Source organism: Streptomyces sp. NBC_01264 (assembly GCF_026340675.1).
Taxonomy (GTDB): domain Bacteria; phylum Actinomycetota; class Actinomycetes; order Streptomycetales; family Streptomycetaceae; genus Streptomyces.
Genome location: NZ_JAPEOX010000004.1, coordinates 135,718 through 155,136, shown reverse-complemented (window position 1 = coordinate 155,136; position 19,419 = coordinate 135,718). Strand labels below are relative to the sequence as shown.

The window sequence follows — 19,419 nt, the reverse complement described above, 5'->3', positions numbered from 1 at the left end:
GGCCACCCGTGATCCGCGCGCCCCGCCGGGCGCGCCCCCGACCCTGCAGAGAGCAGACCGCCATGCCCCGTGATCTTGTCCTGGTCGTCGTCCCGCCGAACTCCAACACCGTTATCACCGGCCGGCTGCTGACCGTCACCCGCCCCGAGGAGCACTCCGACTGGTCGGACTTTCTGTGCCTGGGCGCGCTGTCCCTCGTCTCCTCGCTGGCGACGAATCCCGCCCTGGAGCCGGTCTACGTCGACGGCACGATCACGCCCCTGGACGACGTCCTGGAGTACATCACCGCCCACGCCGACCGGATCCTGGCGGTCTGCCTGGGCATGCTGACCGCGAACTACGAGGCCGGCGTCCTGATCGCCCGGCACGCCAAGGACACCGACGCCCGGATCACCACCGTCGCGGGCAACGACCACTTCAGCTCCCTGGCCACGGCGTGCATGAACGCGTCCCCCAGCCTGGACTACGGATTCGTCGGCAACGAGGTCGTGGGGCCCTTCACCGACCTGATCGGCGCCCTGCGGGCCGCGGCGCCGATCGACCCGACGGCGTTCCCCGGTCTGGTGTACCGCGCCGACGGCCTCGTCCACGCCACCCCTTCGCGGGCCGAGCCGGTGTTCTCCGGCTACGACTACACCCTGGTGGACCGGGCCTTCCCCCAGACGCCGCTGTACACCCGGCAGTTCGGCCACCGGATCGCCCCGCGGATCCACGAACTTCTCGGCCGAACCGTCACGGCCGGCATGCCGGTCGACATCGGCCGCGGCTGCGTGAAGTTCGCCGCCGACGACGCCTGCTCCTTCTGCTCCATCCACCCCGGACAGCTGTGGCGCAACCAGCTCACCCCCGCTCAGGCGTGGGCCGCCATCGAGGCTGCCTGGAACGCCGGCTACGACTACCACTACCTGACCGCCGACGAACTGCCCCTGACGTTCGCCCAGCTGCTGACCGGCATGGCCGCGAACGCCCCCGCCTGGTGGTCCGCCCTCAGCGAGGACGAGCGGCCCCTCCTGGTCGGGTACGGCCGCGCCGACGGCATCGCCGACCCCCGCAAGACCGCGCTGCTCACCTCTCTCGGAGTGCGCCAGATCATGATCGGCATGGACGCCGGCGCCGCGACATCCCTTGCCGCGATGAACAAGCCGGTCGGCGGCCGCCGCCGCAACGTCCTCGCGGAGGCCGAGAAGCTGTACGAGCTCAACTCGGAGGCGATCACGGTCGCCCGCGACCACGGCATGCTGATCCGCGCCGGTTTCGTCGTCGGCCACATCGGCATGACCCGGGCCCTGCTGACCGAGAACCTCGAGCGGATCCTGGCCCTGATCACCGAAGGCGGCAAGCACGGCGTGTTCTCGGCGATCGACGCGGAGGTGCTCTCCCCGCAGCCCGGCGCCCGCGACTACACCTACCTCACCACCCCCGACGCCGCCCGGCAGGCCGCCGCGAAGCTCGGCCTCACGGTCGCCGACGACGCCACCCTCGCCGCCGTCTCGGCCCGCTGGGCGCACCAGGACGTGGTGATGCCGGAGGACGCGATGCGGGACTACACCCTCGCGCTGATGCCCGAGATCACCTTCGACGACCTCGCCCAGGCCCGCGCCACGATCCGCTCCCACGCCAAGGCGTGCGGCGTGGTCATCGGCGAATGAATCCGACCGCCCCCGTCCGGAAGGAGACGCCGTGCACCTGACCCCCGCCGAGCAGGGACGGCTGCTGCTGTACACGGCCACCCTGCTGGCTCGCGAGCGCCACCAGCGCGGCGTGAAGCTCAACGTGCCCGAGGCGACCGCGCTGATCGCGCACGCCGCGTGCGAGGCCGCCCGGGACGGCGGCCGGCTCGGGGACGCGGTCGCCGCCGGGCGCGCGGCCCTCACCGCCGCGGACGTGCTGCCCGAGGTGCCGGGCATCCTGACCGAGATCCAGGTCGAGGCCGTCTTCGCCGACGGCTCCAAGCTCATCGTCATCACCCACCCCCTCGGGCCGCCCGCCGACCCGGCCCATGCCCCCGGTGCCGTCCTGCCCGCCGACCAGCCGCCGCCCGAGCTGGCCGACGTCGTGCGGGTCGAGGTCACCAACACCGCCGACGTGCCGGTCACCGTCACCTCGCACTTCCACTTCTTCGAGGCCAACCGCGCCCTGGCCTTCGACCGCCGTGCCGCCTACGGCCGCCACCTCGCCCTGCCCGTCGGCGCCAGCACCCGCTTCGAACCCGGCACCACCCAGCAGGTCGAGCTGACCCCGATCGGCGGCGACCGAGTCGTCATCGGCTTCGCCGGCCTGGTCGACGGCCCCCTGGACGCCCCCGGAGCACGCGAGACCGCGCTCACCCGCGCCCACGTCGCCGGCTACCTCGACACCGGCCCCACCACCGATCAGGAAGGCGACCTGTGAGCAGCCACCTCACCTACGCGCAGCAGCACGGCCCCACCACCGGCGACCGCGTCTGCCTGGCCGACACCGGCCTGACCCTGCGCGTCGAAGCCGACGCCCAACGCCGGGGCGAGGAGTTCCTGGTCGGCTACGCCAAGACCGGCCGCGACGGCATCCACTACCAGGCCCGCCTCACCGACCGGACCTGCGACCTGATCGTCAGCAACGTCCTGCTCGTCGACCCCGTCCTCGGCATCCGCAAGGCCTCGATCGGCATCAAGGACGGACGCATCGCCGCCGTCGGCCGCGCCGGTAACCCCGACACCCTGGAAGGCGTCGACGTCCTCGCGGGCACCGGCACCACCGTCATCCCCGGCGAGGGCCTCATCGCCACCCCCGGCATCGTCGACACCCACGTCCACCTCTGCTCACCCGGCATCATGGGCGCCGCCCTCGCCTCCGGGGTCACCACGATCGTCTCCCAGAACTTCGGCCCGACCTGGGGCTGCGGCGTCACCAGCCCCGCCGAACTACGCCACGCACTGCGCGCCTTCGACGCCTTCCCGGTCAACATCGCCATGCTGGCCCGCGGCTCCTCATCCCACCCGGACCCGCTGCTGCGCGCCCTGGAGCAGGGCGGCGCCTCCGGGTTCAAGGTCCACGAGGACATGGGCGCCCACGCCCGCGCCCTGGACACCGCCCTGACCGTCGCCGACGACCACGACGTCCAGGTCGCGCTGCACAGCGATACCCTCAACGAGGCCATGTTCGTCCAGGACACCCTCGCGGTCATCGGCGGCCGCACCCTGCACGCCTTCCACGTCGAGGGCTGCGGCGGCGGCCACGCCCCGAACGTCCTGCAGCTGGCCGGCCTGGCGAACATCATCGGGTCTTCCACCAACCCGAGCCTGCCCTACACCCGCGACACCGCCGCCGAGCACCTGAACATGATCGCCACCGTCCACCGGCTCGACCCGGACGACCCCGACTGTCGGCGGATGGCCCACGATCGGATCCGCACCGGCACGCTCGGCGCCGAGGACGTCCTCCATGACCTCGGGGTCATCCCCATCACCTCTTCCGACTCCCAGGCCATGGGCCGCATTGGGGAGACCGTCCGCCGCACCTTCGCGATCGCCGCCAAAATGCGCGCCCTGGACCCCGAGCCGGGCGGTGACGACAACGAACGCGTCCTGCGCTACATCGCCAAGCTGACCATCAACCCGGCCATCGCCCACGGCATGGCCCACGAGGTCGGCGCGCTCACCCCTGGCCGCCTCGCGGACATCGTGCTGTGGAACCCGGCCTACTTCGGTGCCAAGCCGCAGCTCGTCCTCAAGGCCGGCTACCCCGCCTGGGGCGTCACCGGCGACCCCAACGCCTCCACCGAGACGAGCCAGCCCCTCGTCCTCGGGCCGCAGGTCGGCGCGTACGGGGCAACCGCGGCCGACCTGTCCGTCGCCTTCGTCAGCCGGTCCGCGCACGACAGCGGCACCGACACCCTGCCGACCCGGCGCCGCCGCGTCGCCGTCCGCGACACCCGCACGATCGGCCTGGCCACCATGCTCCGCAACGACCGGCTCAGCGACGTCCGCGTCCACCCGGGCACCGGGCAGGTCACCCTCGACGGCGACCCCATCAGCTCTCCGCCCGCCCAGGCCACCGCCCTCAGCCAGCTCTACTTCCTGTAACCCAGGCCCGAGACACCCAGGAGCGCCCGCATGTCCCTCACCAGCCCGGCCCGCGACCTCCTCGACCGCGGCCACGCGACGATTCCGCTGCCCGCTGCAGACGCCGAGGCCCTCGCGGAGCTGCGCACCCACGCGGCTCGGTTCTTCAGCCAGGACGAGGAGACCAAGCTCCGGCACGGCAGCGGCGACTTCAACTTCGGCTACCGGCCCTACGGACGCCAGTACTCCGTCAGTCCCGAACGGCCCGACATGAACAGCTCGTTCACCTACTGGGCGAACGACCCGGCCAGGGTTCCCGGGCACGAGGCCGACTCCGTCGCCCCGTTCCTCAAAGCCCTGGGCGCGTACTGGCGGGTCGCCGCCGACGCCGCCGACCAGGTGCTGACCGGCCTGGCCGACCACTTCGGCTACCGCGACGACCTGCAGTTCCGCACCTCGTCCTACCTGGAGATCAACTGGTACCTCCGGGAACCCGAGCGGGACCTGCTCCAGGACCGCCACGAGGACGGCCACCTGTTCACCCTCGCCACCTCCGACGGCCCCGGACTGGAGATCGAGACCGACGGGGAGATGAAGCAGGCGGCCGTCGGTGACGGCCGCCTGCTCGTCATGCCCGGCAGCGTGCTCACCGCGATGACCGCCGGCCGGATCCCGCCGCTCTACCACCAGGTCCGCAACCACCAGCTGGAGCGGCGCATCACCACACTCTTCCTGGTCAACCCCAGGCTGGACCGGAACATCTCCCCCTACACCACGGAAGGGGGCGAAGCCGTGGACGTCGCGGCACTGGCACGGACCAGCGGCTCGATGTTCGGACTGCCCCCGGCGCCGGTCCTGGCCCCGCCCACCGTCTGAGCACGAAGTGCCGGCTCAGGCCAGAGCGTCCTCGAACACCGACCGGTTCGATGCGGTGAACGCGAACTCGCGGCGGCTCCACTCGATCCGGGAGGCCAGCACCTCGGGCTCGGCGGGCGCGGTGTCGGGCGAGGCCATCAGCTCCGCCCAGAACCGGGCGTTGCGCGCCTGCCGCTCCAAGATGGCGTCGACCACCGCACCGCGCTCCGGCCCCTGAATGCCGTAGGCGTCGGCGAGGATCTTCACCTGCTCAGCCTGCCGCTCCACCGGGACGGTGCACTTGGACGCGATGCACCACGTCCACGCGGCGTATCCGAGGTCTTCCAGGGGCGAGCCGGGAGCCGAGGTGTCGAAGTCGATCCATGCGGTGGGCAGGCCGTCGACGAAAACGGCGTTGTTCGGGCCCACATCGTGATGACACACCACGGGCGAGCGGCCGGCCAGCGCGCTACCCCGCGTGGCGTCGTGCATGGCCCTCAGCAGCGCACCGGCCGCCGCCACCTGATCGTCCTCCCACACCTGGAAACGCGCCGGAACTTCACCCGGGAGAAAGCTCAGAATGTCCATACCGTCGGCCTGACCGAGATATTTCGGGGCGCCGTCGAATTCCTGCTGCTCGAATACTTTCAGGAGGGTGGCGACGAATTCCGAAGAATCCGATACCGGTCTGCGCACAGAATCGTCGACCTGGACGACGCCGTCGGTCATTCGTCCGCCGGAAAGTGGGACCGCAACACCAGGCGCATCAGTCATTTAAGTCGCTCCCATACCTTGATCCCGAATCGGCCCATGGGTCTACTGGCAGCACATTTCCACGCTAGGACACCAGGGCTCGCCTTGCGACCCAAGCGATGTTATACGAGCCGCCCTGCGCAGCGGCCCCGGGGTGACCAACTCGCCCTGCTGCATGTAGAGTCTGGCATTCTCAAGATCGAATTCAATACTTCCGGCTTCGGAATTGATCAAAGCGCACCGGCGTGGCCTGCGGCGATGCTGGGAGTCGATGTCGGCGGCACGACGTTCACGCGGTGGGTCGCGTAGCGAACGTCACCCGAACGGATGACGTGGCATCGACGCGCGGCTGCGCCGGCCGGAGTGCTCACGCAGCTGCGCCCGCGATCCACCGGATCGCGGGCGCAGCTGGGCGGGTCTGATCAGGCGAGCAGGTTGGAGCGCAGGGCTTCCAGGTCGGCCTCCGTGATTCCGTGGGGTGCCAGGTAGGCGGGGATGGAGCCGAACCCGGTCAGAATCGTGTCCATCGCCGAGGCCAGCAGGGACTCACTGACCGGGTGCGAGTACCGGGTGACCCCCGCCTCGTCCTGGAAGGACGTCGGTCCAGCCGTCAGCTCCAGCTCGACGTTGGACCGCACGTAATCCCCGACGACCTGGTCCCACGGCGCGCCCAGCAGCGACTGGATCACCGCCACCGCGAGACCTGTGCGGTCCTTGCCCACGGCGCACTGCACGACCGCCGGCAGCGCGGTCGGCTCGGCCAGCCGCTTGATCAGCGCTGCGATCGCCGGAGCCCCGTAGGTGGCCATGAAGGGGTACAGGGCGGCGGGGTCCACGGGCCACGGCTTGCCGTCGAAGCCCGAGAAGTCGGTGAAGCCCATCGCCTTGAGGGCGTCCAGTTCAGGCAGCGCCGGAATCGGAACCCATTCAATGTCGAGCCCGTGCGTCTGCCCGGGCCAGACGTTGCTTTCGACACCGCTGCGCAGGTCGATCACCGTGCGAACGCCCAGCTCTCGTATGCGCCCGGCGCCTACTGCGGTCAGCCGGTTCAAAGAACCGGATCGGTAGAGGATCCCGGGCCGCATAGGGGAAATGCATGCGTCCCGGAAGTTGCGCACGTTCGGTACGTCCGGCAGGTTCTTCTGCGCCGGAAGGAGGTGACTGGCCGACCTTGTTCCGCTGTCAGGCTTTGTCATGGGAAAAGAATAGGGCCCACGCCGCAATTTCGTTCCCCTATTGCAGGAAATTGCGTCTAATTGCTTGGTGTGGCCGAAAGGTGCTGCCCGGATTCGAACGCGCTCCCGCATTCTCGACCGCGCGTCATACTGGGACCCCTGCCACGTGCGGAAGTCGAAGTCATCTCGCTCCGATCGGTGAATGCTTGCTCGTGGGTGGTGAAGAGGCGGTCGGCACGGGCCCGGGAGTCAGGCGGTCAGCTGAACTCGGTCGCCCTCTGCGGGACCGGGGGTGAGGCGGGTGAAGTGCTCGGTTCGGATGATCCGGTTGCGGTCGGTTTCGGCAAGCCGGGCGAGGATGCCGGGCAGGGGACGCTCGCGTGCGACTTCGCTGCGGTGCGCGAGGATCGCGGCCCACTTCGCGTCCGCCCAGGGGGTGACGTCGACGCTGGTGGTCACGTACGAGTCCGGGACCGCGAGGACGGTCTTGCCCACCCCTTCGAGTAGCGGGCGGAGCAGGCCGACGCCGGACTCGGGGTGCGTGGCCGCGTACAGCGCGGCTGGCTGCCAGGGCGGGCCCGCTTCGGGATGCAGGTGGGCGAGGCCGGCGGCTTCGACGGCGAGGAGGGTGATCTGGTGCGTGCGTACGTGGTCGGGGTGGCCGGTCAGCTGGCCGAGGGCGTCGTGTCCGACGACGATGTCGGGTCGGAAGTCGCGGATGTGGGCGACGAGGCGGCTGACCGCTTCGTCGAGGGGAGCGTCGACGAGGCGTGGCCGGCCGGGGGCCGCCTCTGGGTTGCGGGCGTCGTTGTAACCGAGCAGACGTGGGGCGCCGGCCCCCAAGGCGGCCAGCGCATCGCTGAGTTCGGGAGCGCGGCGGCTGTCCGGCCCCCAGGTTGCTGTGACGACGGCGGTACGGGCGCCGGCGGCGTGGTGCTGGGCGAGCACGCCCCCGGCCAAGAGGCTCTCGTCGTCCGGGTGCGCGAACACCCCCAGTAGCGAAGGACAGTGCGGGCGGTTCATGGTGAAGAGGCCTCCTTGGAGTGCGTACGGGCGGAATGATCAGCAGCCACCTCGGCAGCGGTGGGCCACCCCACGGGTCGCCAGCGCATCGGGCGCGTCTCCTACGGGCCGCCCCGTCAGAACAGCGCTCCCTGTTCCGCGTCCGGGGCCGCGGGTGGCCGTGTGGGCTGCAATCCGGCGGCCACGTCCAGCTCGAGCAGCGTGCTCCACCGGCCGCCCGCGCACCCGTCGTCCAGGAGCCGGGTCAGCACCTGGGCGGTGACCTCGACATCCGGCATCGCCCGATGCCGTCCGGCAGGCTTTGGGATGCCGTAGTGGCCGAGCAGGCTGTCCAATCCGTAGGAGCCGAGACCGGGCACGACGGCCTTGGCCAGGCGCAACGTGTCCAGCAGCGGTGTCGCGGCGAGTACGGGGCAGTGCTCTGCCTGGCGGGCGATGATTCCGGCTTCCGTCGAGGCGTGGTGGGCGACCAGTCGGTACGGCGGTGAAGTCAAGCGCGCGTCGAGCTGCGCCATCACCTCGGCAGCGGGGGCCGCCGAGGTGAGCATCCGCTGGGTGATGCCCTTGAGCTGGACGTCCCGCGCGGTCACGGGCACGTCGGCAGGCGGTCGCATCAGTTCCTCGAACCGGCCGGCTTCCACCAGTCGGCCATCCAGGGGGCGCAGTGCCAGCGCCGCGACCTCGATCGGCTCGGCGGGCCGTCCTGCTGGGGTGAGGCCCTCGAAGTCGATCACCACGAACGTCATCGCGGCGAAGCGGGGATCATGCATCAGCGCGTCCACGGTGGCGCCTCCCCTGAGGCCGCCGTCGGCTCCCGGTCGACGGTTCGGTCGTCGTTCCGGGGGACTGGCACAGCGTGTCCGCCGCAGGCCGGGTTTGGCTCCCGCTGTGGACGCCGGGCTGCGTACAGCCGGTAGCGGACGGCGTTGTCCGGCGTCGGGGAGTCGATCGCCGTGACCGATTCCATTCTGAGGCCGTGCTGGACCAAGAGGTCCTCCCACAGCTGCGGGGTAAGGACCCACATCGTCACGGGATGGTCTTCGGTGGTACCGGGCAGCCGCAGGATCTCGGGGCGCGGCACCAGCGCGGCCGACGGCCCGATGCCGTCCGAGTTGGTGTGCAGCGCCGAGAACAGCAGTCGGCCGCCCGGCTCGAGGCTGTTGGCCAGGACGGGCAGCAGCCGGTCGGGGTCCAGGTACGGCATGGAGCCGACGGAGTAGATCAGGTCGTACGGATCGGCGTCGCGCAGGTGGGCCACGGCGTCGGCGCACACCAGGTGCAGACCCGGGACGTCCGGGTAGCGGGCGAGGGCACGCTGGTGCTGGGCGGGGGAGGCATCCACGGCGGTGACGTCGGCGCCCCGGGCGGCGAGGTCAGCGGCGTGCCGGCCAAGGCCGCTGCCAAGGTCGAGGACGCGCAGCCCGTTCACGTCACCGAGGGCTTCGATGCCGGGGCGGACGTCCCGAATGCCCCAGTCCCACCGGTCCAGCTTGGGCAGCTCCAGCCCTCTGGCCAGTTGGTGGGCGCCGTAGGCGTTCCAGGTCTCGACGGTGTCCGACTCAGTGGTCACCAGGTTCTCCATCAGATCGCGGGCGGCGGGGGTCATGGGCGTAGGGCGTAGCAGCGCAGGACGTCGAGGTCGGCGGTCTGAACGTTGGACCAGCCCGCGGTGAGGATCTCGGCCTGGGCGGGGGTGATTCCGAGGCCCTGCAAGGGGTCGGTAGCGGCGCGGCGCCCGGAGATCTCGGTGACCACCCAGAAGGTCCCGCCCGGGGCAACGAGGCGGCGGACGCGGTCGAGGAAGGTGGCTTTGTCGTCGATCCACCGGTAGACCAGGCGACAGGTGACGACCGCGTACGCCGGCTCCGGCAGGACGCCGAGGTCGTCGGTGGTGATGTCCATGCACCGCCAGACCGGTTCGTGACCGGGCCCGGGGTTCTGGGCGGCGGCGAGCTCGACGGCGCTGGGGGAGCAGTCGATGCCGGTCGTGCGGTAGCCGAGCCAGGCGAGGCGTCGGGCAAGCGAGCCGTCGCCACAGCCGATGTCGAGGGCGGGGCGTTCGCGGCCGGGGCCGAGGTGGTCCTCCAGCAGCCGGTTCTCAGTGTCGTCGAGTTGCCGGTAGCGGCGGCCCTGGGACCAGAGCCGCTCCCAGTAGGTCACGGCCTCGGTGGACGCTGTGGTCACGAAGGGGCTCCCTCACGGGCGGGCGGCACGGAGACGCGGGCAGGGATTCTCCGCAGCGTGCGGATGGGGGAGGCGACCAGGAGGACGATGGGTACGACTTGGAGGAGCGCGCCGATGGCGAGGGTGGCCCGGACATCGAGGAGGAGGACCAGGCCGCCGGCGGTGGCGGCGGCGAGTGGGCGGGCCCCGGCGGTGAGCGTGGTGCTGGCGGACTGCATTCGGCCCTGGAAATCGGGGTCGCATACGGCCTGGCGCAGGGACCGTTGGCTGGTCCCCGACGCGGTCGCCCAGAACAGCTGCCCGGCCAGCGCGGCGGCCAGGACGATCTGCCACCGCAGTCCGGGCTCTGCGAGGAGCAGGGGTACTTGGGCGAGAGGGCTGACCGCGAACCCCGCGATGATCGTGGGACCGATGCCGATCCGGGCGGCGATCTTCGGTGCGAGTAGCGCACCGGCCACGCCGCCGGCACCGCCGATGCCCATGATCACGCCGAAGGCGGACGGGGAGGCTCCGAGTCGGTCTAGGAGATAGAACGCCCAGTAGGTGTTCATGATTGCCAGGCCGAAGGACAGGGTCGACAGGGCCGCAATCACGGTGCGAATCGTGGGCTGCCGGGCCACGTAGCGCACGCCTTCGGCGATGTCCCGCGCCAGGCTCGGGCGGGCCGCGTCCGGCGCGGTGGCGGTCTCGGGGACACGCATTCGCCAGACGAGCACGGCGGAGACCAGGAAGGACACGGCGTCGACCAGGACCGAGCGGGCCGCGCCGACGGCACCGACCAGGGCGGCACCGGCGTTGGTGCCGATGCTGTCGGCCACCGACGACGCCGCGCCGAGCTTCGCGTTCGCGTCATGGAGTTGTTCCGGATCGACGACGGCGGGCAGGAGGCTGATCGCCGCGGCATCGTGCACCACCTTGGCCGCACCGAGCACGATTGCCACCGCGCACAGCTGCCCGACGGTGAGCGCTCCGGCGAGGGCGGCGACCGGAACGGTCACCAGCGCGCCGGCCGCCGTCAGGTCCGAGGCGATCAGCTGGGGCCGCTTGGGATGCCGGTCGGACAGGGCCCCGGCCCATAGCGCGACCGCGTTCGGAAGCTGTCCGAGGAATGCGAGCACGGCGACCTCGGTGGTGGACGCGTGCAGTTCCAGCACGGCCAGCGCAGGTAGAGCGACGGCGCTCACTGCCGATCCGGACAGGGTCACGGCTTCGCTGCCGAGCAGGAACCGGAAGGCGGGCCTCGACCAAGTGGTGGTCTTCGCGTTCTGGGCGGCGACCGTCACGGAGTCCCACCCCCGCCCTTCAGCTCCGGGGCGATCACGTTGGCGTAGCGAAGGCCTGCGGCGAAGTGTCGCAGGACCTCGTGGGTGAAGGGGTGGCAGTCCTCGGGAGGGCTGCCGGGATCCGTCCAGAGCAGGTCGCTATGGGTGTCCGGCTCCCGGTTGTACGGCTCGCCATCCCACTCCCGCGCCAGGAACACCACACCGGTCACCCGTTCCCCGTCCGCGGCATGCAGGTGAACCAGCTGACAGAACTCCAGCCGCTCCGGGGCGATCATGATGCCGGTCTCCTCGGCGAGCTCGCGCGCGGCGCCCTCGTCGAAGAACTCGCCGGCTTCGAGCCGGCCGCCGACGACCGTGAGCAGGCCCGGGGAATGCCACGAGTGCGGCTGGTGCCTCACGGTAAGCACCCGGCCGTCAACGGGATGCTGGAGCAGGACCATGACGTGCACGATGCTCCGGTGGACTTCGCTCACGGCCGGTCCTCCTTCATGAGCCGGTCCAGGGTCCGCCGGCCCCGGGCGGTGACCTCGGGATGGTCGTTGTCCGGGCCCCAGGCCAGGCAGTTGACCGCGTCCAGCGCGGTCAGACAGCGCAGCGCGTGCCGCTCGGCAGCGGTGAGCCCTCGCCCGTACGAGCGGAGGAAGGCCTGCTTACGGTCGGGGTGGTCGAGCCACGCGGTGACGGCGAGGATGACCAGGTCCTGCACGCGGGCGGCCGGCCGGGTCCGCTCGAAGTCGACGAACGCGACCGCAGACCCCGACCACAGCCAGTACCTCGGCTGGTTGTTGCCGTGGATGTAGCCGAGCGGCACCGGGCCGACGCGGCGCAGCTGGGCCGCGTAGTCACGGACCAGCTGCTGCTCGCCTTTGGTGAGGCGGTCCCCGGCGCGGCCCAGGTACTGTTCCGCGCCGTCGGCCGCGGCCCTCAGAGCCCCCTCGGCCTCGGCCCGGTCGCCGCGGTCAAGCTCACCGGCCTCGTGTAGCTGGGCGCACAGCATGCCGGCCCGCGCGTGCACAGCCCGCCACACGGCGGAGGAAAGGGCCAGAATCTGCGTCGGAGCGCCCGGCGCGACCGTGAGCAGCAAGGCCAGGTCCTCCGCGCGGCTGTCGAGGAGATGGGGAGCCCGGCTGTGCCCGAGCGCGGGAACGACGTGGCGGTAGGCCCTGGTCTCGCGGGCGAGGAACTTCGCCGACGGCGAGACCATCACGTACCAGCGGCCCCCGTCTTCGTCGGCGAGCTCCCACACTCGGGAACGGTGCCAGTCGTGTGAGGCGTCGCGTACGACTTCGGTCGGCCCGGTTCGCTGCTCCGCCCAGTCCCGCACCGTCGCGGGAAGCGGTTTTGTCTGCCTCACGTCGTGCTCCTCGTGCCCGGGCGCGAAGCACGCGAGGAGCGGGGTGCGAAGGCGTCGGCAGCGGAGAGGGCTCGGGGCACGGTGGCGGGCGACGGGGGCGCTGCGGGCTGTTGCTCGTTCGTGGCGGCCGAGGTCAACATGGTCCCTCTCGACGGTCGTGCGGCGTGGTCGTGAAGCTCAACGACCACGCCGCGATATCGAACACATGTGTTTCGGTCGAGTCTGGAATCCCGAGATGGTGCGCGCGTCGACAGGTGGAGGATGCACGGATCCGCCCGCCGCACCGGGTGCGCGCGGAGGCGTGGTTGGCCGAAACGCCGATGATGGAACTCCCGGCTGCCGCGAAGGTCGGCGCCGGAGCGGACGCGTTCAACCCCTGGGTGTCGTCCCCTTTCAGGGGTAGCGGGCAGCACGGACCGGGCCGCGACGGGGATGCCGCCGGCATGGTGGCGGACGCGCAGTTCAGAACGAGACGGAGCCAAGGACTGAGGAGGGTGAGGGAGATAGCTGGGAAGCAGCGGCCGATGACTTGAAGGGCGAGCGATCCCAGTTCCACGAACACCCGTTCGCGGGCCTGGTGTTGAGTCGATTCGGCTACGAGTTGGCTGATCGCTACGCTGGCGTTGAGGCCCTGCCCGATGTCCACGTTGGGCACGCGTCCTTCCGAGACTTCTGCCTAGCGAGGGTGTGCACCTGTGACCGGTACTGCGACCGTTTCCGACTTCTACTGCCATCAGGCGCTGGCCGGCGTGGTTCCCATCGAGAGGGTGAAGGAGACCGAACGGGTCCTGGCCTTCCATCACACCAACCCCTCGTACCCGGTGCACATCGTGGTGATCCCCAAGGAGCATGTCCCCTCGCTCACCGATCTCGGCAACTCCGACGAGGACCTCCTGCACGAGGTCGTGGCGGTGGTACGGGAAGTGGCCGCCGGTGTGGAGAAGGAGTACGGGTCTTGCTCGGTGACGACGAACCTGGGCATGTACCAGGAGTCCAAGCACCAGCACTGGCACGTCGTCTACCGGGGCGAGAGCGAGGCGGCGATCCTCGACATGTACGGCAACCACGACTGACACCGTGCTACCGGCGCGGGTCCGCCGCCTGCAGGACGAGATCGGCGATGAGTTCGGCCGCGGCCTCCGGACGGGCGCGGGTGCCCTGTCCGTCGCGGGGGACGGCGGACAGGGCAGCGCATGCCTGGACGAGTACGCCGGTGTCGGCCAGCTCCTCGTCGGCGATGACGCGGCAGCGCTCCGGGTGCTGAGCGGCGTAGGCCCGCGCGTTGTCGAGCTGGTCCCCGCGGCTGACGGAGGCGGGCAGCGGCACGAGTACGGCAGGCAGGTCCAGGGCGGCGAGTTCGGCCAGGGTGGTGGCCCCCGCCCGGCCGATGACGAGATCCGCCAGGGTCAGGGCGTGAGGCATGTCGTCGTGCAGGTACTCCAGCTGCCAGTACCCGGGCCGGTCGGAGACCTGGGGGTCGAGGTTGCCCTTGCCGACGACGTGTAGCACGCTGTACCGCTCGCACAGCGCGGGGAGTTGGGCGCGGATGGCGGTATTGATCCGCTGGGATCCGCTGCTTCCGCAGAAGATCAGCAGTACCGGCTTGTCGGCGCGAATGCCGAGGCGGTCGCGTAGCACGTCGGGCTTGGCGTCGGTGAGGTCCGCGCGCAGCGGCAGTCCGGTCACCTGGGTCTTGCCGCGCATCCAGCGCGGCATCGGGCCGGAGGCGGGGACGCTCAGGCAGATGGTGGTGGCCAGGCGTCCGAGGATCCTGTTCGCGAGGCCCAGGGAGTGGTCGCTCTCGTGGATGACGACGGGGACGCGGGCCAGGGCGGCCCCGATGCCGACGGGCACCGAGACGTAGGAGCCCTTGGAGAACAGGGCGTCGGGCCGTTCACGCCGCAGCGCCCTGTAGGCGGCGAGGACGCCCCGGGCGACGGTGAACGGCATCAGCAGGTTGCTGGCGGAGCGGTGACGGCGCAGCCCGGCCGAGGGGACGTGGCGGAAGGGGATGCCGGCCCGCTGGGCGTAGTCGTGCTCGATGGTGCTCTCACGCCCGAGGAAGACCAGCTCAGCGCCGCGGTCGCGGAGCTGGCTGGCGACAGCGAGGGCCGGAACGACGTGACCGGCGCTGGCGCCGCCCGTGATGGCGATTTTCATCGGTCCCTTTTCTGAAATGAACGCACCGTGTTTCACCACGGAAGCGCTCTTCCTGGCGCCTTGAAGGTGGCAAATTGGTCGGGTCGGCTGGATTTGAACCAGCTCCTCGGCAACGCTTTTGCCGTGCTCCACCAATTGAGCTACGACCCGTTTCGAGTTGCGATGGCAGGGACGCTAGCCCCCTGGTGAACTGCGGTCAACGGGTCCGTGCGGCCGAGCGAAGATATTCCGCCGCCGTACGGATCCATTGAACTGCCCGCCTGTTCTCCGATTTCGGGTATGGCAATGCGAGACGCCATCAGGGTCGATGTCATCTGGCATTCTTCAGCGGTTTAACGCGGCGAATCTATGTGCGGGTGATGGGATTCTGGTCGGCGATGTGGCTGAGATCGGTATGAGTGGTACGTCCGGTGGAGCGGGTGATGACTTCGATCTCGGTGTCGGGGTGGTCGGGGGAGAGGACGGCGGCGTGGGGCAGGCCGAGGAGGCGGGCGTAGCGGAGTTTGTCGCCGGCGGGTAGGGGCCGGTCGTCGACGAGTACGCTCACCCGGCGCTCGGTGAGGCTGTGGGCGAGACGGTCGGCGCGGTCGCGCATGTCGGGCTGGTCGGCGCGTAGCACCACGAGGTGGACGTCGGCCGGGCCGGTGCGCGGTGCCCATCGCAGGCCGTGCCGGTCGCGGTTGAGGTCGGCGGCGGTTTGCAGACAGCGGGTGATGCCGATGCCTGAGCAGGCCATCCAGGGTGTGGCGGAGCGGCCGTCGGGATCGCTGTAGCGGAGGTTCATCGGGTCGGCGTACTGCGTGCCCAGCTCGAAGACGTGGGCGACCTCGACGGCACGCAGGACGCTGTAGTGGCCCTGGCGACAGGCCCCGCATCCGCTGTGTTCGGTCGCGTGATGCAGGTCGACGCCGCGGGGGTGCAGCGTGGGCAGGCCGCGGCCGCCGCTCCAGCGGACCCCTGTGCGCAGGCCGGCACCTCCGTCGGAGATGGCGAAGGTCTCCAGGTCGGCGACGGACAGGTCGTAGAGCGGCAGGACATCGGAAGCGCCGGCGGCGTCCCAGGGGGTGAGGGTGCCGGCCTTCTTGCCGAGCAGGTCGGGAAGAAGGTCGGGGTCGATGAGGTCGACGCGGGCGGCGCCTGTGGTGGCGGCGATCTTGCGGGGGCTGACGTGGAGGTCGGAGCGGATGGCGACGGTCGCGGTCTGGGTGGCGCCATCGGGCAGGGTGAGGGTGAAGGCGATGACGTTGACGACCGGGTCCGGGCCGGGCGGCGGGGGCCCGGCGGCGACGACGGCGCCGTCGCCGCGGTTGCCGCAGTGGGTGCAGGCGACGATGGTGCCCTGTCCGCTGTCGGCGAGGACGAGGTGTTCGGTGCTGGGGCCGGCGGAGATGCTGCCGCCGTCGGCGGGCGCGGTGAAGGTGCCGCTCAGGCCCATGCCGGTGAGGGCGGCGGTGCAGGCCTCGTTGAGGAAGTCGACGGAGGCGCGCATGGTGTCGGGGCCGGTGTCGAAGGTGTAGGCGTCGGCCATGGTGAACTCGCGGCCGCGCATCAGCCCGCCTCGCGGGGAGAGCTCGTCGCGGAACTTGGTGGTGCTCAGCGACAGGCGGACGGGCAGGTCCCGGTGGGAGCGCAGGTGCTCGCGGACGGTGGCGGCCGCGATCTCCTCTGAGGTGGGGGCCAGGCACATCTCCTCGCCGCTGGAGGAGGACACGGTCAGCAGCGCCCCTTCGCGGCGGTAGACGTCCCAGCGTCCGGTCTGCTCCCACAGGGTGCGGCTCTGCAGCGTGGGCGGGGCGAAGGTCAGGGCGCCGCGTTCCTCGAAGGCGTGCCGGGCGATGGCGGTGAGTCGGTCGTGGACCCGGAGACCGAGCGGCAGGAGGCTGTGCACGCCGGTCGCGTCGGTGCGGGCGATCAGGCCGAGGGTGTGCAGCAGGTCGATGGTGGAGGCGGAAGCGTCGCCGGTGCGCGGCCGGACCGGCGGCCACAGGCGACTGGCGTACAGGGGGACGTCGTTCATCGGGCGCCTTCCCTCGCGGTGCGGGACAGCGCGGCAAGGTGGGCCGCAGTGTGGGCGATGTCGTGGCCGCAGGCGTTGGCGACGGCCGCCTGGTGTAGGAGCCGGCGGGTGGCCGGGCTGGCGGCCAGGTTGTCGATGAGCGAGGCAAGGGCGGCGGCGTCGCCCGGCGGGAAGCTCAGACCGCCGGTGCCGAGCGTGACCGCCAGCCCGGGGACGTCGCTGTGGAGGACGGGCAGGCCGTGCGCTTGGGCTTCGACGGCGACGAGCCCGTAGGCCTCCAGCGTGCGGGTGGTGAACACCATCGCGTCGAAGTCGCCGAACCGCTTGAACAGGTCCTGACGGGGCAGGAACGGCTCGAACATCACGCGGTCGGCGAGGTTGAGCTCGGCGGCGCGCCGGATGAGGGTCTCGAGTTCGCTGCCGCTGCCGATCACGGTGAGGTGATGTCCGGTGGTCCGCGCCAGAGCCTCGATCGCGGTGATCGTGTCCTTGTTGCCGTCGAGACGGCCCGCGTGCACCAGGCTCAGGTGCTTTCCCGGGCGCGGGTGTGCGGTCGGTGCCGCGGGCAGCGGGACACCCCAGGGCACGACCACCAGGCGGTCGGTGTGGCGGCCGTCAGTGAGCCGGTTCACCCCGTCGGCCATGGCCGCGTTCGGGACGATGACGTACACGCTCGCGTCGACGATCTCGTTCAGGACGGCTCGCGCCTGCTCGTGCTCGGTGGCGGCGATGACGTCGGTACCGTGCGCGACGGACACCATCGGCGTGCCGCCGGCCGCCCGCGCGAAGGCGAGAGCGAGGCCGAACCCCAGGTGCTGGGCATGGATCAGGCCCGGCCGGCGTTGGCGTACGAGGCCGCGGACTTCGTCGGTGAGCGCGTCGGCGTACGCGTCGAACCCGGGCCCGTACGGCGCTTTGTCAGCGGTCAGTTGGGCTGTGTCGGCGAAGCCGTGCTGCCAGGTGCCGCTGCCGGGCAGGTGCGCGAACACCGTTTCGAAGCCGTGGCCGGCCAGGCGGGTGTAGACGTCGCTGCACCAGATGGTCGAGCCGCAGGAGGGTTCCAGGGGCAGGTCGATGCCGGTGAGGATCAGCGGGCGCGTCATGCGGTCGCCTCCTTCGGGGCGGGCTGCTGGTGGTAGGCGGCAAGTCCGGTGCGCAGGAGCGCCGCGGTGCCCGCCCAGCCCAGCGAGCAGACGGTGTCGATGACGGACAGGTTGGGCACGAAGCCCTGCCGGCTCCAGGCCTGGCGGTAGACCGGGTGACGGTCGGCGTACTCGTTCCACCGCACCTGCACGCCGTGCTCGGCCAGGGTTGTGGTGTCGAGGTAGGTGCGGGTGCCCGATCCCGCCCACAGGACGTCGGCGCCGGTGGCTGCGCAGATGCCCGCCAGACGTCTGGTTTTGTCGTCGGCGTCGACGGCCAGCTCGGAGGTGAGCCGTAGGCGCGCGGGGGCGCCGAGGGCGGCGGCAAGCTGGGTGAGCAGGTCGAGGTTCAGATCGACCAACCACGCGTGGCTCGCGTCGAGGACAGGCCGCAGGACGTTCAGCAACTCCTCGACGTGCGGGGTACGGGCGTAGGCCAGGCGGATCGCCCGCAGCATGCTGTCGGCGTCGAAGGAGGCGGCGACGGGAGTGTCGCGGATCAGCTGCCCGACGGCGCGGTTGACCGGCACGGTCAGCCACTGCACCCCGTCGGCGGTCTTGATCCGGTTACGGTTCTGGTAACCGCCGTCGGTGTAGGGCACGTCGTCGTAGAGAGCGACGGTCTCGCAGGCGAAGAGCGCCTCGCAGAACCCGAGCCAGGGCGCGAAGGGCGGCTGCTCGATGTAGGTCAAGGTCACGACCGGTCCTCCTGGGTGAACAGGGTGAGCACGGAGGTCTCGAAGGACTCGTACGCGCGCCCGGCGGCTGCTGCCGCCGGGCGCAGGCGCCATCCGGCCTGGACAGCGCGGTGGTTGGTGTACTCCTTGCCGAGGTACCAGCGGCCCGCCTGGGTGCGGTGCGCGGCCAGGGCGGTGACCTTGTCGTCGAGGTGCTCGGTGATGTCGACGAGGACGGTGGGGGTGAAGGTGGAGCGGGGGGCGTGGGGCTCGCCGTGGAGCACGGTGTGGCAGGTGGTCACGCGGGTGGCGGCGTTCGCAGCGGCGAGGGCCAGTGCCCGATGGTCCTGGTGGTCGGTGCTGGCGTTGAGGCTGTGGGTGATCAGCAGCGTGCAGCCCAGGCGCGTCAGTTCGGCCTCCACGGCGGAGATCAGGTGCCGGTCGGCCACCAGGGCGCCATCGGGTAAGCCTAGGAATGCGAGCTGGATTCCGGTGGAGAGCCAGGCCGCGCGGACCTCCTCGGCCCTTTCGCCCGTGCCGAGCCGGCGGCCGTCGGCGGCGTCGGCCAGGGAGACGCCGTTCGCTCCGTGGGTAACCACGACCACCGTCACGGTCGCCCCGGCACCGACGGCCCGGCGCAGCGTTCCGTAGCACAGCAGCTCGGCGTCGTCCGGGTGGGCGACCAGCGCCACCACCCGCTCTCCCCGCCCGCCGGGCACAGGACCCTTCGGCTCGCGGCAGAGGGCCGCAGGGGTG

20 protein-coding genes and 1 tRNA gene are annotated in these 19,419 nt (G+C 71.0%); 5 read left to right on the top strand and 16 right to left on the bottom strand.

Annotated elements, in window-relative coordinates; translation table 11 throughout:
* The first annotated feature begins 62 nt into the window (after positions 1–62).
* From OG435_RS46185 to OG435_RS46170, 4 genes are read left to right on the top strand one after another with little or no spacing between them, the layout of a single operon-like run.
* Positions 63–1,649 (top strand): hypothetical protein, encoded by a 1,587-nt coding sequence (locus tag OG435_RS46185; RefSeq protein ID WP_266887466.1) that lies wholly within the window; start codon positions 63–65, stop codon positions 1,647–1,649.
* 31 nt (positions 1,650–1,680) lie between these two features.
* Positions 1,681–2,391: an urease subunit gamma gene (gene ureA, locus OG435_RS46180; protein ID WP_266887464.1), complete on the top strand. Its 711-nt coding sequence runs from the start codon at positions 1,681–1,683 to the stop codon at positions 2,389–2,391.
* On the top strand, positions 2,388–4,061 hold the full coding sequence (locus OG435_RS46175; protein ID WP_266887462.1) for an urease subunit alpha: 1,674 nt from the start codon (positions 2,388–2,390) through the stop codon (positions 4,059–4,061). The genes ureA and OG435_RS46175 overlap by 4 nt, the downstream gene beginning before the upstream one ends.
* A 30-nt stretch (positions 4,062–4,091) precedes the next feature.
* A complete protein-coding gene (locus OG435_RS46170; protein ID WP_266887460.1) occupies positions 4,092–4,916 on the top strand; it encodes a hypothetical protein in 825 nt (274 codons plus the stop codon).
* Between the two features lie 15 nt (positions 4,917–4,931).
* Here the strand turns inward: OG435_RS46170 and OG435_RS46165 are convergent, their stop codons facing one another.
* The 10 genes from OG435_RS46165 to OG435_RS46120 all read right to left on the bottom strand — a co-directional run bounded on the left by OG435_RS46165 (position 4,932) and on the right by OG435_RS46120 (position 13,322).
* Positions 4,932–5,624, bottom strand: coding sequence for a phosphotransferase family protein (locus OG435_RS46165; protein WP_266887458.1), 693 nt, complete (start codon positions 5,622–5,624; stop codon positions 4,932–4,934).
* A gap of 446 nt (positions 5,625–6,070) precedes the next feature.
* The gene (locus tag OG435_RS46160; RefSeq protein WP_266887457.1) at positions 6,071–6,844 is read right to left on the bottom strand and encodes a tyrosine-protein phosphatase; all 774 of its coding nucleotides are present in this window, start codon (positions 6,842–6,844) and stop codon (positions 6,071–6,073) included.
* 228 nt (positions 6,845–7,072) lie between these two features.
* Positions 7,073–7,846: a PIG-L deacetylase family protein gene (locus OG435_RS46155; RefSeq protein ID WP_266887455.1), complete on the bottom strand. Its 774-nt coding sequence runs from the start codon at positions 7,844–7,846 to the stop codon at positions 7,073–7,075.
* A 116-nt stretch (positions 7,847–7,962) separates the two neighbouring features.
* Complete coding sequence (locus OG435_RS46150; RefSeq protein WP_266887453.1) at positions 7,963–8,628, bottom strand: 3'-5' exonuclease; 666 nt, start codon at positions 8,626–8,628, stop codon at positions 7,963–7,965.
* A complete protein-coding gene (locus tag OG435_RS46145) occupies positions 8,616–9,452 on the bottom strand; it encodes a class I SAM-dependent methyltransferase (RefSeq protein WP_266887452.1) in 837 nt (278 codons plus the stop codon). The genes OG435_RS46150 and OG435_RS46145 overlap by 13 nt, the downstream gene beginning before the upstream one ends.
* Entirely contained in the window at positions 9,449–10,030 is a 582-nt protein-coding gene (locus tag OG435_RS46140; protein WP_266887451.1) for a class I SAM-dependent methyltransferase, read from the bottom strand. The genes OG435_RS46145 and OG435_RS46140 overlap by 4 nt, the downstream gene beginning before the upstream one ends.
* A complete protein-coding gene (locus OG435_RS46135; RefSeq protein WP_266887449.1) occupies positions 10,027–11,313 on the bottom strand; it encodes an MFS transporter in 1,287 nt (428 codons plus the stop codon). The genes OG435_RS46140 and OG435_RS46135 overlap by 4 nt, the downstream gene beginning before the upstream one ends.
* Positions 11,310–11,786: an NUDIX domain-containing protein gene (locus OG435_RS46130; protein WP_266887447.1), complete on the bottom strand. Its 477-nt coding sequence runs from the start codon at positions 11,784–11,786 to the stop codon at positions 11,310–11,312. The genes OG435_RS46135 and OG435_RS46130 overlap by 4 nt, the downstream gene beginning before the upstream one ends.
* On the bottom strand, positions 11,783–12,667 hold the full coding sequence (locus OG435_RS46125; protein WP_266887445.1) for a hypothetical protein: 885 nt from the start codon (positions 12,665–12,667) through the stop codon (positions 11,783–11,785). Before OG435_RS46125 ends, OG435_RS46130 begins: the two co-directional genes overlap by 4 nt.
* 133 nt (positions 12,668–12,800) lie before the next feature.
* Positions 12,801–13,322 (bottom strand): hypothetical protein, encoded by a 522-nt coding sequence (locus OG435_RS46120; protein ID WP_266887443.1) that lies wholly within the window; start codon positions 13,320–13,322, stop codon positions 12,801–12,803.
* A gap of 40 nt (positions 13,323–13,362) precedes the next feature.
* Between OG435_RS46120 and OG435_RS46115 the strand changes: the two genes are divergently transcribed.
* Complete coding sequence (locus OG435_RS46115; protein ID WP_266887441.1) at positions 13,363–13,740, top strand: HIT domain-containing protein; 378 nt, start codon at positions 13,363–13,365, stop codon at positions 13,738–13,740.
* Between the two features lie 7 nt (positions 13,741–13,747).
* On the opposite strand, the gene OG435_RS46110 is transcribed toward OG435_RS46115, so the two are convergent.
* The 6 genes from OG435_RS46110 to OG435_RS46085 all read right to left on the bottom strand — a co-directional run bounded on the left by OG435_RS46110 (position 13,748) and on the right by OG435_RS46085 (position 19,358).
* Positions 13,748–14,827 (bottom strand): UDP-N-acetylglucosamine--N-acetylmuramyl-(pentapeptide) pyrophosphoryl-undecaprenol N-acetylglucosamine transferase, encoded by a 1,080-nt coding sequence (locus OG435_RS46110; RefSeq protein ID WP_266887439.1) that lies wholly within the window; start codon positions 14,825–14,827, stop codon positions 13,748–13,750.
* Positions 14,828–14,902: 75 nt separating this feature from the next.
* Positions 14,903–14,977 (bottom strand) — tRNA-Ala (locus OG435_RS46105).
* A gap of 196 nt (positions 14,978–15,173) precedes the next feature.
* Positions 15,174–16,844 carry a proline--tRNA ligase gene (locus OG435_RS46100; RefSeq protein WP_266887437.1) on the bottom strand — a complete coding sequence of 557 codons (1,671 nt, stop codon included), beginning with the start codon at positions 16,842–16,844 and terminating at the stop codon, positions 15,174–15,176.
* On the bottom strand, positions 16,841–17,947 hold the full coding sequence (locus OG435_RS46095; protein ID WP_266887435.1) for a glycosyltransferase family 4 protein: 1,107 nt from the start codon (positions 17,945–17,947) through the stop codon (positions 16,841–16,843). Before OG435_RS46095 ends, OG435_RS46100 begins: the two co-directional genes overlap by 4 nt.
* Complete coding sequence (locus OG435_RS46090) at positions 17,944–18,684, bottom strand: WbqC family protein (protein WP_266887433.1); 741 nt, start codon at positions 18,682–18,684, stop codon at positions 17,944–17,946. The genes OG435_RS46095 and OG435_RS46090 overlap by 4 nt, the downstream gene beginning before the upstream one ends.
* On the bottom strand, positions 18,681–19,358 hold the full coding sequence (locus OG435_RS46085) for a PIG-L deacetylase family protein (protein WP_266887430.1): 678 nt from the start codon (positions 19,356–19,358) through the stop codon (positions 18,681–18,683). Before OG435_RS46085 ends, OG435_RS46090 begins: the two co-directional genes overlap by 4 nt.
* Positions 19,359–19,419 lie beyond the last annotated feature (61 nt).